Here is a 14,358-nt window from a genome sequence, read left to right on the forward strand (position 1 = left end):
CCCTCCCCGCAAGGGGGAGGGTAAAGAGTGAGAGCGCGATGAGCACGACTCCTTCCAAACAATTCCGTACCGGTGCCAAGGAAGCGCCGACCGAGCCGTTCAAGCGCTCGGTCGCTTCCGCCCTTCGCGCGCTCGCCAAGACGCCGGAGCTGGAAGTGACTTACGCCGCCGAGAAGCCCGGCCTCGCGCCCGGCAAGGCGCGCCTGCCGGAGCCGGCCCGCAAGCTCAGCAAGCGCGACGCCGCCATCGTGCGCGGCCATGCTGATTCCATCGCGCTGAAGCTCGCCTGTCACGATCCGAAAGTGCATCGCAAGCTGATGCCGGGCAATCCGCAGGCACGCTCGGTGTTCGAAGCCGTTGAGCAGGCGCGCGTCGAGGCGATCGGTTCGCGCCGCATGGCCGGCGTCGCCAAGAATCTCGGCGCCATGCTGGAAGACCATTTCCACCGCGGCAAGTTCGACGAGATCACCGACCGCGCCGATGCGCCGCTGGCCGATGCGCTGGCCATGCTGGTGCGCGAGCGGCTCACCGGCCTCGCGCCGCCGGCGGCAGCGAAGAAGGTCGTCGATCTCTGGCGCCCGATCCTCGAAGAGAAGATCGGCCCGCGCCTCGACCAGCTGTCGGACATCACCGAGAACCAGGCCAAGTTCGGCGATGCCGTTCACAGCCTGCTGTCCGATCTCGATCTCGGCGAGGATCGCGACGCCCAGCCCGATGACGAGGAAAGCTCCGATGACGAGCGCCAGGGCGAGAACAATCAGGACGGCGCCGAAGGCTCGCCTGAGAGTGACGCTGCGCAGGAGATGAGCGCGGACCAGGCGCAGCAGTCGTCGGAGGAGATGACCGACAGCGCCATGGAAAGCGCGCAGGCCTCGGCGTCCGATACGTTCGACGAAGACGGCGAGATGGGCGACGACGAGACGCCCGGCGAAGCCACGCGCCCGAATTCGCGCGGCCAGAACGAACGCCTCGGCCCCGAATATCACGCCTTCGCGCCGAAATATGACGAAGTCATCGCGGCGGAAGACCTCTGCGATCACGACGAGCTGGAGCGCCTGCGCGCCTATCTCGACAAGCAGCTCGCGCATCTGCAGGGCGTCGTCGCGCGCCTCGCCAACCGGCTGCAGCGTAAACTCATGGCGCAGCAGAACCGCGCCTGGGATTTCGATCTCGAGGAAGGCATCCTCGATCCCGCGCGCCTGTCGCGCGTGGTCACCGATCCGTTCTCGCCGCTGTCCTTTATGCACGAGAAGGAAGCCACGTTCCGCGATACGGTCGTCACGCTGCTGCTCGACAATTCCGGCTCGATGCGCGGCCGCCCGATCACCGTGGCTGCCACCTGCGCCGATATTCTCGCGCGCACGCTGGAGCGCTGCGGCGTCAAGGTCGAAATTCTCGGCTTCACCACGCGGGCGTGGAAGGGCGGGCAGTCGCGCGAGGCGTGGCTGGCGGCCGGCAAGCCGGCCAATCCCGGCCGCCTCAACGATCTCCGCCACATCATCTACAAGTCGGCCGATGCCCCCTGGCGTCGTGCGCGCAAGAACTTGGGCCTGATGATGCGCGAAGGACTTCTGAAGGAGAATATCGACGGCGAGGCACTCGACTGGGCGCATAAGCGCCTGCTCGGCCGCCCCGAACAGCGCAAGATCCTGATGATGATCTCCGACGGCGCGCCGGTGGATGACAGCACGCTGTCGGTAAACCCCGGCAACTATCTGGAGCGCCATCTCCGCCACATCATCGAGGAGATCGAGACCCGCTCCCCGGTGGAGCTGATCGCCATCGGCATCGGCCACGACGTCACGCGCTATTATCGCCGCGCCGTGACCATCGTGGATGCCGAAGAACTCGGCGGCGCCATCACCGAGAAGCTGGCCGAGCTGTTCAGCGAGACGAATGGTCCCGCGCCAAGCCATGGCAGACGGCGTAAGGTGCATTAGTAGGATGGGTTGAGCCATCGGGCGCGTCGCGCCCGGTGGCGATACCCATCACCATACGCTCCGCATGTTCTGATGGGTATCGCTTCGCTCAACCCATCCTACGGGTCTGTCTCTTGTCAGCCGATCTCACCCGCCGCTCCATTCTCGCCTCGCTCGCTGCCACTGCGGTGTTGCCTGCGATTGCGCGTGCCCAATCCGTCCCCGTTCCCGCGCCGTCGTCCGCCAGGGCGGCCGAGAAGATCACCATCGATGCGCGCCCGGTGCCGGCCTTCAATACCCGCGATCCCCAGCAGACGCGGTTCGGCTCGCTGCAATATCGCAGCGGCCTCATCCTCTCTTCGCAGTCTCGCGATTTTGGCGGCGTCTCGGCGCTCAGGCTCGATGACAAGGGCGAGCGTTTTGTCGCGCTGAGCGACAAGGGCATGTGGTTCACCGGCCGGATCGCCTATGGCGGCGCCATCATGACCGGCATCGTCGATGCCGAAGCCGCGCCCATTCTCGGCGCTGACGGCAAGCCGCTGGAAGCGCGCGGCTGGTACGATTCAGAATCCCTCGCGCTGGAAGACGGCATCGCCTATGTCGGCTTCGAGCGCGTGCATCAGATCGTGAAATTCGACTTCGGCCGCGATGGCGTGCTGGCGCGCGGCGAGCCGGTTGCGCAGCCGGTCGGCATGCGCCGGCTGCCCGACAACAAGAGCCTGGAATCACTGGTTCTGGTGTCGAAGGAGAAGTTCAAATCCTCGCCACTGGCCGGCATGCTGCTGGCGATCTCCGAGCGTGGTCTGGACAGTGCGGGCAACATCCAGTGCTGGATCATCGGCGGCAAGCCGCCGGCCACCTTCGGCATCCGCCGCACGCTGAAATACGACATCAGCGATGCCGGGCTGCTGCCGTCGGGCGATCTGTTGCTGCTGGAGCGGAAGTTCTCGCTGTTCGGCGACACCGGCATCCGCATCCGCCGCATCCCGCTGGCGCAGGTGGTGCCCAATGCGGTGGTCGATGGCCCGACGATCTTCGAGGCGGATCTCGGCTATGAGATCGACAATTTCGAGGGCATCGATACCCATGTCACCGAGAGCGGCGACACGGTGATCACGCTGGTCTCCGACAACAATTTCTCGATGCTGCAGCGAACGCTGCTGATGCAGTTCGTGTTGGTGGAGTGAGTGGAGGCCGGTCACGTCGATCGCGCTTGTGGCACCCCCATCCCCGGCCCTTCCCCGCAAGGGGGAAGGGAGAAGTGGCCCCGCGCTCCGAACCAAAATGAAACGCGCTACGCCGCCGCGCCCGCGCGCGGGCCGCTCCGTCCCAGCAGCTCCCGCACTTCCGCCGCCGGCTTCGGCTTGCTGAACAGGTAGCCCTGCATTTCCGTGCAGCCGAGCGCGCGCAGCAGTTCCTTCTGCGGCTGCGTTTCCACGCCTTCGGCCGTCGTCGTCATCTTACGCGAGGCTGCGATATTCACCACCGCCTGCACGATCGACGACGAGCCATGCGCGTCGGCGATGTCGGTGACGAAGCTCCGGTCGATCTTGATCTTGTCGAACGGGAAGCGCTGCAGGTAGCTGAGGCTGGAATAGCCGGTGCCGAAATCGTCCAGCGCGATGCGGACGCCGAGTTCGCGCAGGTCCTGCATGATGCCGAGCGCGGTCTCGTCGTCGCGGATCAGCACCGCTTCGGTGATTTCCAGCTCCAGCCGCTGCGCCGGCAGCCCGGATGCGGCGAGTGCCGCCGCGACTTTCAGCGGCAGCGATGCGCCGCGGAATTGCGCCGGCGAGACATTGATGGCGATGCGCACATCGTCCGGCCAGTTGGTGGCTTCCTGGCAGGCAGTGGCCAGCACCCATTCGCCGAGCTGGTTGATGACGCCGATCTCCTCGGCCACCGGAATGAAATCGGCCGGCGAGATCATGCCGCGCTCGGGATGCTGCCAGCGCAGCAGCGCCTCGCAGCCCACCACGCTGTCGCTGCGCAGGTCCAGCAGCGGCTGGTAATGCACCGCGAAGCCGCCGGCCGCGAAGCCGCCATCGGTCACGGCCTGGCGCAGGTCGAGCTCCAGCATCCGCCGCGCCTTGGCCTTGGCGTCCATCTGCGGCTCGAAGAAGCGGAAGGTGCGGCGCCCCTCGGCCTTGGCGCCATACATGGCGAGGTCGGCATTCTTCAGCAGTTCGTCGAGATCGGTGCCGTCGCGCGGCGCCATGGCGATGCCGATGGAGGCATCGGTGAGCAGGCGATGGCCGAGACATTCATGGGGCTCGCGGATCGCCGCATAGATGCGCCCGACCAGGTCGGTGATGTCGGAATGCGCGCCGACATTGGTCTGCACGATGGCGAATTCGTCGCCGCCGAGCCGCGCCACCACGTCGGAGCCGCGCACGCAGAGCCGCAGCCGGCGGGCGATCTCCTTCAGCAGCTCGTCGCCCACGGGATGGCCGAGCGAGTCATTGATGCTCTTGAACTCGTCGATGTCGATATAGAGCACGGCGCATTGGGTGCCGCGGGCGACGCGCTTCAGCTCGCGTTCCAGCTCGTTGCGGAACAGGGTGCGGTTCGGCAGGTCGGTCAGCGCGTCGTAATGGGCGAGATGCGCGATGCGCTCCTCGGCCTCGCGACGCTCGGTAATGTCCTCATGGGTCGCCACCCAACCGCCATCGGCCACCGGCTGCGACGAGATCTGGATCGAGCGGCCGTCCGAGGTCTGCATGAACTGCGTGTTCGAGCGGCCGACATCGCGCATCACGGCGTCCACATAGGCATCGATGTCGCCGACGAAGGAGCCGGTCTCCTTGCGATGCGCGATCACGCCGCGAAACGGCAGGCCGGGCACGATGACATCCGCTGACAGGCCGTACATGTCGAGATAGCGCTGGTTGCAGACGACGACGCGCGCATCGGCGTCGAACAGCAGCAGACCCTGGGTCATGTTGTTGATGGCCGTGCCCAGCCGGTTCTTCTCCAGCGTCAGTTCACGCTGCGCGCTCGCGCTCTGCCGGCGGATGTGCCGGATGATGACGAACAGGAAGCCCGTCACGAACAGGGTCGATCCGGCGGCGAGAATGATCAGGAACTTGGTCTGGTTGCGCCAGTCGGCGAGGACGCCATTGATGGATGCCGTCGCGATCAGCGCGATGGGAAAATCCCTCAGCAGCCGTACCGAGCCCAGCCGATCGACGTTGTCGATCGGGCTGACGGTGCGAATGGTGGTTGGTTCGTTGCTGTGGCGCAGATGTTCGAGCAGGGGGCTGCCGCTGAACACGCGGCCGACGGCGCCTTCGTCGGTGGGATAGCGCGCCAGCAGCGCACCGTTGCGGTGGAACATGGCGACGGTGGCATTGTCACCGAGCGAGACCGAGGCGAAGAACTTCTCCATATGCGCGGGTTCGATGCCGCGGGTGATCACGCCGAAGAATTCGCCCTTCGGCCCGTTGATCCGGCGCGCGAACACCGTTTTCCATCGGCCGGTGAGTTTGCTGAACACCGGCCGCACGATCTCCTCGTCGCGGAAGGTCTGCTCCTTGATGAGCTGGAAATATTCGCGGTCGGCCATGCTGGCCTCCGGCGCCGGCCATGAGCCGGACCAGTTGATCAATTGCCCATTGGCATCGATCACCGTCAGCTCGCCGGCGAATTCGTCGTCGAGCTTCGACTTCAGCATCAGATGTGCTTCGAAACCGGACAGCGCATTGGTGAAGCTCTCCGGCGTCATGATGCCGTCGGTGAGCAGCTGCGCGCGCAGGCCCTTCTGGATGCGCTGCAGCTCCTGGAATTGCTGGTCGAAATGGTTCTGCAGCAGCAGGACGGTGTTTTCGAGTTCGCGTTTGCTGTTGTCGAGCGCGCGCTGGCGGAAACTGTTGACCGTCATCGCTGTGCCGATGACGATGGCGATGACGACCAGCGCGCCGACCAGAACGACCCAGCGGACCACGCCGCGCCGTGGTATCGCGCCACGTACCCCTGGCACGAACGGAGCGCTTTGCCCGTCTTCCCTCACTTGTCCCCCAGGCTGCAAACCCATGTCCTCACCCTTATAAGGACATGAATACCCCCGAGAGGTAGAAGCGAGGTTAGGAAGTCAGGTGAATTCCGGGTTAACTGCAACCGGAAAGTGGTAACGACTTACGCGGCGAGGCTGTTCCTGGCGCTTGCCGGATAGGTCTGGTTGCGGCCCAGCGACTTGGCGGCATACAGCGCCGTGTCGGCCTTGTTGATGAGTTCCATCATCGAGTTATGGGCCGACGGCACTAGGCACGCCGCGCCGACACTGATCGTCGTGGGCGTCATGCCATCGCGTTCGATGCCGCCGATCTCGCGCCGGATGCGCTCGCCGAGGTCGATGGCGTCGCCCAGCGTCAGGCCGGGCAGGATCAGCGCGAATTCCTCGCCGCCATAGCGCGCGGCGCAGTCGCTGGCGCGCTTGCCGTGGCGGGCGATGCTCCAGGCGATGCCGCACAGGACGAGGTCGCCGGCCTGGTGGCCGTAGCGGTCGTTGAACGCCTTGAAGTGGTCGGCGTCGATCATCAGCAGCGCGATCGGTTGCTGCGCGCGCATGGCGCGCTGCCATTCCTTCTCGATCACGATGTCGAAGCGGCGGCGATTGGCCAGGCCGGTGAGGCCGTCGGTCATGGCCAGCCGCGCCATCTCGTCTTCCATGGCGGCGCTCTTCTTCATCTCGCGAGCGAGTACCAGCATCAGCACGCAGGCGATCAGGCCGAGCGCACCCATGGCGCCGGCGATCTGCAGTGCTTCCTTCTGCCACTGGCCGTAGATCACGCTGGTGGAGCGGCCGACCATCACGACCAGCGGATGCGAGCTGTCGCGCCAGACATAGACGCGCTTCACGCCGTCGCTGGCGGCCTCGCTGGTATAGGTGCCGGAAAACGCAGCCAGTGAGCGCTGCACCGCCGGCAGCCGGCTGAGATCGCGGCCGACCAGCTTCGCGTTGAAGGGGGCGCGCATGATCAGCACGCCGTCCTGCCGCAGCACCGAGATCATGTCGCTCGGCTCCAGCTGCAGGCGCGCGACGATCTCGTTGAAATAGCTGTAATGGATGAAGCCGGTGACCACGCCGAGGAACAGGCCGTCGCGCGCGGCGATGCGCCGGCTCAGCACGATGCCATAGGCGCCGTTATGCTGCATCGGCTTCGAGATATAGAGGCCGAACAGCGGATCGCGCTTGTGCACGGTGAAGAATTCCGCATTGGCAAAATTCTGCTGCTGCGGATCCAGCGTGCCGGAGTCGAGGGTGACATTGCCGCCGGCATCCAGCACCTGGATATTGCCGAAATGGCGCGCGGTGGCGGCATAGTCGAACAGCACCATCTGCCGCACCTGGCGCGACACTTCCACCAGCTCCGGCGACGTCATGTTGGCGGCGACATTGCGCATCGACATGTCGTAGAGTTCGAGATTGCGCGCGATTTCGGCGTCGATCGAGGAGGCGAGATTGCTGAGGGTCTGCTGCGCCAGCTTCTCGTCGCCGCGGCGCATGCTGAACAGCACGCTGGCACAGATCAGCGAAAAACCGACCAGAATGGTCACCGCTGCGGCGATCAGCCAGCGCGGGGAGAACCGCCAGGTCGGTTTGAAGTCGTCACGCGCAATCGGCATTGGCAAAAAATGGTGTTGTTGCAATTGCCGTCGGTTTAGCACCCGGAAGTGTATTTATCTGACGCGTGTGTAACGACTCCGACTTTGCCCACGGCAATTTGCTGGCCGCGGTTAACGCCTGATGAAAGACGCCGGCGCGATTGCGGGCAGGCGGAACCTTGCAGCCGCCTGCCGCACGTTTCGTCTCAGCTGGCGGTCATCAGCCGCATGCTGCTGCCGCGCCCGTTGTCGCAGGCGAGATCCGCAGCGAGCTTCGCCACCGCATCCGGTGTGGCGCGTCGCGGCAGCGCCACGAATTGCCGGCTGCGGGCATCGCGCGCGATCACGTCGATCTCCGGCTCATGCGGCCCGAGCGCGCCCGGTGCGATGGCATGCACGCGGATGTTGCGGCTGCTGAAGGCGCGCGCGAGGCCGAGGGTCAGCGTATCGATGGCCGTCTCCGGCGCCGCATCGGGCGCGAGGTTGCAGCGGGCCAGCGAGGTGAGGTTGATGATCGCGCCGCCGTCCTCGCCGAACAGCCGGATCGCCTCCTGGCTCATCAGCATGGCGCCGAACAGGTTGATGTCCGCGCGCCGGATGTCGTCGACGGGGGAGGGCGCCGCCGCGCGGGTGTCGTTGACCAGGATGTCCAGCCGCCCGAAGGTGGCGGCGGTTTCCTCGAACAGCCGGCGCACATCCGGCCAGAAGGCGGTGTCGCCCTGCACGGCAATGGCGCAGCCGCCGCGCCAGATGATGTCGGCGACGAGGCGCGTCGCGTTCTCGGAGTCGTCCTTGTGGCTGATCACCACGCAGGCGCCCTCGGCGGCGAGCCGGCGGGCGACCACGGCGCCGATGCCGCTCCCTGCATGAGTGACGAGCGCAACCTGTCCTGCCAAGCGTGTCATGGCATGATCCCTGTCTTTGATATCCACGCGCGAATCTTCTGAGAGTTTGCGCGTGAAACATGTCGGTGAGAGAGAAGAGGCGGCGTCACCGCGATCCGGGGGCCCTCGGGCAACCCGGCGATCACCGGTCTGGCGCACCTCCCTTATCGCAGGCCACCGCACTGCAGCGTTAGGCCGATCCTGCCGATGTCATGCACGATCCTGCAAATGTGATCGCGCTGCCATTCCCCTGCCGCGGTGCCGTTGCTAGCTGTGACAAGGCCCAAAAGGCCAGCACCATGAGGGGTTTGTCCATGCTCGACCGGATTGCCGAATTCCGCGACATCATTGCCCGGAACGCCAGCGCGGATATGCAGACCCCGATCCGCGGCCTCTATCTGAAGCGCCAGACCTGCCCCACCGAGCTCACCCACACCGCGCAGTCGCCGATGTTCGGTCTGGTGGTGCAGGGCAGCAAGCGGCTGCAGCTCGGAAGCGAGACGCACAATTACGGCGTCGGCGACTACCTGCTGGTCTCGCTCGATCTGCCGGTGTCCTCCTGCATCGTCGATGCCAGCGAGGAGGAGCCGCATCTCGGCTTGGGCATGGTGATCGATCCGCGCCAGCTGCATGACGTGCTCGGCCGTTTCGGCAACGGCTTTGCCCAGCCCGCCGCCGGCGTGCCCGAGCGCGGCATCGCGGTGGCCAAGGCGTCCGACGACCTGCTCGATGCCGCCCTGCGCCTGGTCCGCCTGCTCGATCGCCCCCAGGACATCGCCGTGATGGCGCCGCTGCTCGAACAGGAGGTGCTGTATCGCCTCCTCGTCGGCCCCTATGGCGCCCGCCTGCGCCAGATCGCGCTGGCCGAGAGCCCGAGCAACAAGGTCGCCAAGGCGATCGCCTGGCTGCGGGAAAATTACGCGCGCCAGCTCCGCATCGAGGATCTCGCCGACAGCGTCGGCATGAGCGAGAGTTCGCTGCACCACAATTTCAAGACCATCACCGCGATGACGCCGATGCAGTATCAGAAGCAGCTGCGCCTGCACGAGGCGCGTCGCCTGATGCTGGTGGAGCGCCTCGATGTCGGCTCGGCCGGCTATGCGGTGGGCTATCAGAGCCCGTCGCAATTCTCCCGCGAATATGCCCGCCTCTACGGCGCCTCCCCCCTGCGCGACCTCGGCCCGCGCAGCGGCATGGCCGTGCTGGAGCAGCGGGCGGCGGAGTGACGTTCGTCACGATCACTCAAGGCCGTGGTCGCAGCGATGCGCGCCTCTCTCCCCACGTCATTGCCGGGCTTGACCCGGCAACCCATCTTGGCCCGGAGTTCGGACGCCAAAGATGGATACGCGGGTCAAGCCCGCGTACGACGTGAGAGTTTGTGGCGCCGCCTCTCTCCGGCTATGACACAGGGATACGTGGCACTCGCGCCCAAGCAACAACACCAGGGAAACCCCATGATCTCGGCAGTGATCTTCGATTTCGGCGGCGTCATCACCTCATCGCCGTTCGAGGCCTTTGCGCATTACGAGCAGCAGCACGATCTCCCGAAGGACATCATCCGCCGCACCAATGCGCTGAACCATCACGAAAACGCCTGGGCGAAATTCGAGCGCGCCGAGCTCGACATCGACGCCTTCGACACGCTGTTCGCCGAAGAATCCAAGGCCCTCGGCGCCGAGGTGCGCGGCCGTGAGGTGGTGAAGCTGCTCAAGGGCGAGATCCGCCCCGAAATGGTGGAGGCGCTCCGCCGCATCAAGGCGAGGTTCAGGACCGGCTGCATCACCAACAACCTTCCTGCGAACGCGATGGGCTCCACCGATGGCCGCGCGCTCTATGTGGCGGAGGTGATGGTGCTGTTCGATCACGTCATCGAAAGCGCCAAGATCGGCCTGCGAAAGCCCGATCCGCGGATCTACACGATGATGACGGAGAAGCTCGGCGTCGACCCGAAGGCCTGCGTCTATCTCGACGACCTCGGCGTCAACCTCAAGCCCGCCCGCGAGCTGGGGATGACGACGATCAAGGTGACCAGTGCCGCGCAGGCGCTGGCCGAACTGGAAGCCGCGACGGGATTGAAGCTGACTTAGCCCAACGCTCCGGCAGCAGTGTCCCCTCCCTCAAGCCGCGCAGCGGCGCAGCGGGGAGGGTCAGGGCGCGCCGCGGCGTAGCTCGTAGAGCGAAGCCGGGTGGGGTGCCCCACACTCCGACGTCACGTGGGGCACCCCCACCCCCGGCCTATCGGCCGGACCCTCCCCGCAAGGGGGAGGGAGTCCACCGGCCTCGGCGCTTCAACTACTTCAAGCAAACAAAAACGGCGCGCCTTCCAGCGCGCCGCTTCCTCTCATCCTCTCGCCGCATCCTCAGATGATCGAGCGATCCACATTGCGCACTTCGCCGGTGCGCGCGTCGATATCGACCTCGATCCACTTGCCATAGCGATCGCGGCCCTGGATTTCCCATTCGTCGCCGTCGAAATGGGTGTTCTTCACCTCGACCACGCCGATGCCATAGGCCACCTGCACCGCCTGTTCGACGGTCAGCGGCCCCATCGGCACCGGGGCCACGACGGCGGCGCGCGGCGCGCGATCGCGCACATAGACGTCGGCGGCCATGGCCGGCACGGCGGTGGCGAGGGCGCCGACAGCCAGCATCGGCAGCAGGGCTTTGCGCAGGGTCTGTTGCATCGGATGTCTCCTATCTGAATTCATGTCTGGTTCGTCTGCACGACGAAGTGCACCGCACACAGCAGCGCTCCGGGAATACGAACGCGGGTGGCAGGCGGGGAGTTCCGCGGGAAAATGGGGCGATTTGGTGCGTGAAAAGGGGCTGTTCCTTGCTATCTGTTCCAGAACTCTCGCTATCCAGGGGCTTGCTCGGGTGAGGCCGTGCTGCGTTTATTTTCCGCATTCAAGGCCCATTGTTCAGAAACAAAAATGGCGAGATCTCTTTGGCTCCAATTCGCGGCTGCTTCGTGTATCGGGCTGTCTTTAATGAAGCTGAGGAGAGTTTCTCTCGGGGTGTGTCTGTAGGATTCGTAAAAAAACTCAGCGAGTTCGAGCACGCTTTCGGCTCGCTTCGTCACATTCTGGACCGCGCCGAAGAATACTTCAGGATGCAGTTCGTATGCAGCGACTTCAGAATCGGTCATGGGGCAGCTAACGATAAAGTTGCTATCGTTCGTAGCGAATATGCCGTGCATTATCATTTTCTCCGGCGTCGCAATCGCAGACTGCAGTTCTGCTACGATATCGCCCTTTGGACTTGGAACCAGATATCTTTCGCCAATGAGCCATCGCTGCTCTGCAGTTGGACGGAATACTAGCTCGGGATTTTGACCGTCGAAGGTGGCCGGTGGGTCACGGTGGGCTTTCATTGAATCAATCAGTGAGGTCATCTCGGGATGTTCCTCGCGGCTGATAATGATATCGCGAAATGATCCCTGCCTTGGCTGAAAGTTGGGAAGTCGAAAACCTAGTGCGCCGATAAAGGGGGCGCCTTCGAAGTCTTGTAAATTGTAGTGATGAGGTTGATTGACGAGAAAGAGGTATGCCGGGGGCGCCGGGCAACCATGGATGCGTAGTGTGCGCTCGGCCTCGTCAACTTCAGTCAATAGGTTCTCGAAGAAGCGATCGCCAGCATCCGTCACGACGTCCGGCAGGTTGAGGTCTACAAAGACTACTCGAGACCATGGGAGGTTCTTTTTTAAAGCTTGCGATAGCTTATTTTTCAGTTTGATGCGATCCCGCAGACTTTCTTCAGCCCTTGGAGCGCCAGTGCGTGTTTTTACTTCGACTGAAAAACGTCGATCAGTTGCTGGGAATGTCGCGATGAATTCAGCACGGTGGCCACCGGAGCGCCTGCTCTCGTACTTGAGTTTGAAGCCAGCTCTTAAGAAGAAGGCTGCTGCATTGATCTCCGACATTGTTGGTAGAAATTCATTGTTCCGCTTTAGTCGGCCGATGAATTCTTCGAAGATCGGCACTTCGTACTGCTCATAATGATGCTCAATTAGGTATAGACTGTAGGCGAGAGAGAGTAGGCTTCTGAAGCCATTGTTTATGCGCCGTTTAGTAATGCCTTGCGATATTCCTGATCTACCTCGGTCTGCAGCGACCTCCCGGCCCCATGCTCCCAGTGGATGTTCGTCGGTTGAACTAGACATCTGAATAGCAAACCAATCGCGACCCAGACGTTGTGCGATATAGTCGAGCAAGAAATCTACGAAAGTCGCCCATTGGCCTGTCATTAATTGGCGGCCAACCACCACCGCGCGACCTCTGGCGAGAGGAAAGGAGACTATTGGTTTACCCAATCCTTGCTGTTCTTGCCGTTGACGTTGCGAAGCCTCATGGCGGCGTTTGTTCGTGGCCGATTGTGTTGGGTAACGTCCGTGGCAGTGTTTAAACTTCCTTCCAGAGCCGCAGGTGCACAAGAAATTTCTAGACGGTGGCATCGTCACTCTCGCCCGCGTTTGCCGATAATATCAATGGATGTGAGGAGTCAGATAGTTCAGGCCTAGATAGATGAGTAGAAGCGAGAAGATTAACACTCCAAGTGGCCGGAGCATTGCGACTAGCAAGGATGCTGCCGTAAAGCGAAATCCAGACGCGAGCAATTTGCTAGGCGTGACGGGACGAACGAAGTTTCCAGATATTTGCTGCGGGTGAGTGAGCCTAAGCCAGAAAAAGCGAAGTCGATCGCGCAAGGATGGAGAAGTCTCAAGGCTGGATACGAAAGTATATGAGATGAGGTCCTTAAGATCAGAGTCTAGATGGCTAAGGAGTTTCTGGCCGCTAAACGTGCCGACTCTCAGGAAAATATGGTCTTCAGCAACAGAGCCAAGCGGAGATGTCGCAGGATATAGCACGCACGCGACGATCCCGCCCGTTCGTCCCAGCGAATAAACGAGCGAGGCGCCCTTCTCAATGGCAGGCTTGTCTTCTAGGTCTAGAACGCCAAGTTTTCGCTTTCCGAAATTTATCTGAATATGATCGGAGCCGTTCGAGGTGTCGATCCGAAACCCGAATTCGGACTTCAGTTCTCCGAAGCGAGAAAACTTCGCAATCCGATCGATAATCGCGCGCTGCGCGCGGTCACGGAAATAGCGAAACTCAATCTCAGCAATGCTCTGTCTTAGTCTTGCTCGCGAGAATATTTCGCTCATTTCGCTTCGGCCGTGTCGGCAATCGCAAGCTTAGGACGATCTTTGATCCATGGCCCCCAAAACAATTGAGCTTGGTTATCAGCGTCAGCATTCTCTGAGACGCTGTCCGACGTAAGCTTCACTGCTCGTGCCAGAGCCTCGATGCAGTTAGCTAGCTCCGTAGAGAAGTCAAACAACTCCTTGAAATTCGGCATCGGCTTGTCCTCTGGGTCGCCGAGATGTGCCGTGAATTTGTCGCGGAAGTTTTTTATTCTCTCTTGCCGATGGTCAGCCAGCAACGATGAGAAAGAATCTATCGCGGTAGACAACGCATTTTCATCTATCGAAAAGCGCGTCCTGACGTCTCCATCCTTCAGTAGTTCGACCGCTTCGCGCAAATGTCGATCACCGGTTCGAGATTTGGGGAAGCAGCGAGATACGAGTAGCACAAGTCGTGCGATTAGAGCGTTTCGTACTATTATTGCGGCTCCGCCAGCGCCGGCCTCGTTCAATGATGCATTTACGCCTGCCTCGTTCTGTACCTGTAGCAATCGTCGCAGAACCAGAATCTCTTGCGCATCGAACAATGCGCCAGCAAAGATTTTTTTAATGGATTGGATGGAGGCGTGTAGCTCATGGGGGCGCATGCGAGTGCCTGCGAGAATCAGGGCGATACCATACCAGGTAAGATAACCGAGTAGTTGTGTCGATCAACTATGCTCGTCTGAGGTCAATCCAGTAATCCCATCTTAAAGGGGGGAGCCAAAACAAAACGGCCGGATCTCGCGATCCGGCCGGGTTGGTAGTT

11 protein-coding genes and 1 pseudogene are annotated in these 14,358 nt (G+C 62.6%); 4 read left to right on the top strand and 8 right to left on the bottom strand.

Annotation, left to right across the window (positions count from 1 at the left end; translation table 11 throughout):
- Positions 1 to 38: 38 nt before the first annotated feature.
- Together cobT and ACIQ17_RS22255 are read left to right on the top strand one after the other, a co-directional pair.
- Entirely contained in the window at positions 39 to 1,940 is a 1,902-nt protein-coding gene (cobT, locus tag ACIQ17_RS22250) for a cobaltochelatase subunit CobT (protein WP_398471329.1), read from the top strand.
- 113 nt (positions 1,941 to 2,053) lie between these two features.
- On the top strand, positions 2,054 to 3,106 hold the full coding sequence (locus ACIQ17_RS22255) for an esterase-like activity of phytase family protein (RefSeq protein ID WP_398471330.1): 1,053 nt from the start codon (positions 2,054 to 2,056) through the stop codon (positions 3,104 to 3,106).
- A gap of 107 nt (positions 3,107 to 3,213) precedes the next feature.
- On the opposite strand, the gene ACIQ17_RS22260 is transcribed toward ACIQ17_RS22255, so the two are convergent.
- The 3 genes from ACIQ17_RS22260 to ACIQ17_RS22270 all read right to left on the bottom strand — a co-directional run bounded on the left by ACIQ17_RS22260 (position 3,214) and on the right by ACIQ17_RS22270 (position 8,428).
- Positions 3,214 to 5,862, bottom strand: a complete 2,649-nt coding sequence (locus ACIQ17_RS22260) for an EAL domain-containing protein (protein ID WP_398471331.1) — start codon at positions 5,860 to 5,862, stop codon at positions 3,214 to 3,216.
- 191 nt (positions 5,863 to 6,053) lie between these two features.
- Positions 6,054 to 7,544 carry a diguanylate cyclase gene (locus tag ACIQ17_RS22265; protein ID WP_398471333.1) on the bottom strand — a complete coding sequence of 497 codons (1,491 nt, stop codon included), beginning with the start codon at positions 7,542 to 7,544 and terminating at the stop codon, positions 6,054 to 6,056.
- Between the two features lie 185 nt (positions 7,545 to 7,729).
- The gene (locus ACIQ17_RS22270; RefSeq protein ID WP_398471335.1) at positions 7,730 to 8,428 is read right to left on the bottom strand and encodes an SDR family NAD(P)-dependent oxidoreductase; all 699 of its coding nucleotides are present in this window, start codon (positions 8,426 to 8,428) and stop codon (positions 7,730 to 7,732) included.
- 293 nt (positions 8,429 to 8,721) lie between these two features.
- Here ACIQ17_RS22270 and ACIQ17_RS22275 point away from each other — a divergent pair, with 293 nt between their 5' ends.
- Together ACIQ17_RS22275 and ACIQ17_RS22280 are read left to right on the top strand one after the other, a co-directional pair.
- Positions 8,722 to 9,633, top strand: a complete 912-nt coding sequence (locus ACIQ17_RS22275; protein ID WP_398471336.1) for an AraC family transcriptional regulator N-terminal domain-containing protein — start codon at positions 8,722 to 8,724, stop codon at positions 9,631 to 9,633.
- Between the two features lie 228 nt (positions 9,634 to 9,861).
- The gene (locus ACIQ17_RS22280; protein WP_398471337.1) at positions 9,862 to 10,494 is read left to right on the top strand and encodes an HAD-IA family hydrolase; all 633 of its coding nucleotides are present in this window, start codon (positions 9,862 to 9,864) and stop codon (positions 10,492 to 10,494) included.
- Between the two features lie 273 nt (positions 10,495 to 10,767).
- On the opposite strand, the gene ACIQ17_RS22285 is transcribed toward ACIQ17_RS22280, so the two are convergent.
- The 5 genes and pseudogenes from ACIQ17_RS22285 to ACIQ17_RS22305 all read right to left on the bottom strand — a co-directional run bounded on the left by ACIQ17_RS22285 (position 10,768) and on the right by ACIQ17_RS22305 (position 14,197).
- Entirely contained in the window at positions 10,768 to 11,091 is a 324-nt protein-coding gene (locus tag ACIQ17_RS22285) for a PepSY domain-containing protein (protein ID WP_398471339.1), read from the bottom strand.
- A gap of 173 nt (positions 11,092 to 11,264) precedes the next feature.
- A complete protein-coding gene (locus tag ACIQ17_RS22290; RefSeq protein WP_398471343.1) occupies positions 11,265 to 12,674 on the bottom strand; it encodes a hypothetical protein in 1,410 nt (469 codons plus the stop codon).
- Positions 12,675 to 12,791: 117 nt separating this feature from the next.
- Positions 12,792 to 12,860, bottom strand: a pseudogene (locus ACIQ17_RS22295) (SEC-C metal-binding domain-containing protein); the annotation flags it as partial.
- Positions 12,861 to 12,890: 30 nt separating this feature from the next.
- On the bottom strand, positions 12,891 to 13,571 hold the full coding sequence (locus ACIQ17_RS22300) for a hypothetical protein (RefSeq protein ID WP_398471340.1): 681 nt from the start codon (positions 13,569 to 13,571) through the stop codon (positions 12,891 to 12,893).
- Positions 13,568 to 14,197, bottom strand: coding sequence for a hypothetical protein (locus tag ACIQ17_RS22305; protein ID WP_398471341.1), 630 nt, complete (start codon positions 14,195 to 14,197; stop codon positions 13,568 to 13,570). Before ACIQ17_RS22305 ends, ACIQ17_RS22300 begins: the two co-directional genes overlap by 4 nt.
- Between the last annotated feature and the right edge of the window lie 161 nt (positions 14,198 to 14,358).

It is taken from the genome of Tardiphaga sp. (genome assembly GCF_044340795.1).
Taxonomy (GTDB): domain Bacteria; phylum Pseudomonadota; class Alphaproteobacteria; order Rhizobiales; family Xanthobacteraceae; genus Tardiphaga.

Excerpts from the sequence above, each read along its gene's own strand:
- cobT (WP_398471329.1), top strand. The coding sequence starts at position 39 with ATGAGCACGACTCCTTCCAAACAATTCCGTACCGGTGCCAAGGAAGCG.
- ACIQ17_RS22265 (WP_398471333.1), bottom strand. The coding sequence starts at position 7,544 with ATGCCGATTGCGCGTGACGACTTCAAACCGACCTGGCGGTTCTCCCCG.
- ACIQ17_RS22270 (WP_398471335.1), bottom strand. The coding sequence starts at position 8,428 with ATGACACGCTTGGCAGGACAGGTTGCGCTCGTCACTCATGCAGGGAGC.
- ACIQ17_RS22275 (WP_398471336.1), top strand. The coding sequence starts at position 8,722 with ATGCTCGACCGGATTGCCGAATTCCGCGACATCATTGCCCGGAACGCC.
- ACIQ17_RS22280 (WP_398471337.1), top strand. The coding sequence starts at position 9,862 with ATGATCTCGGCAGTGATCTTCGATTTCGGCGGCGTCATCACCTCATCG.
- ACIQ17_RS22285 (WP_398471339.1), bottom strand. The coding sequence starts at position 11,091 with ATGCAACAGACCCTGCGCAAAGCCCTGCTGCCGATGCTGGCTGTCGGC.
- ACIQ17_RS22300 (WP_398471340.1), bottom strand. The coding sequence starts at position 13,571 with ATGAGCGAAATATTCTCGCGAGCAAGACTAAGACAGAGCATTGCTGAG.
- ACIQ17_RS22305 (WP_398471341.1), bottom strand. The coding sequence starts at position 14,197 with ATGCGCCCCCATGAGCTACACGCCTCCATCCAATCCATTAAAAAAATC.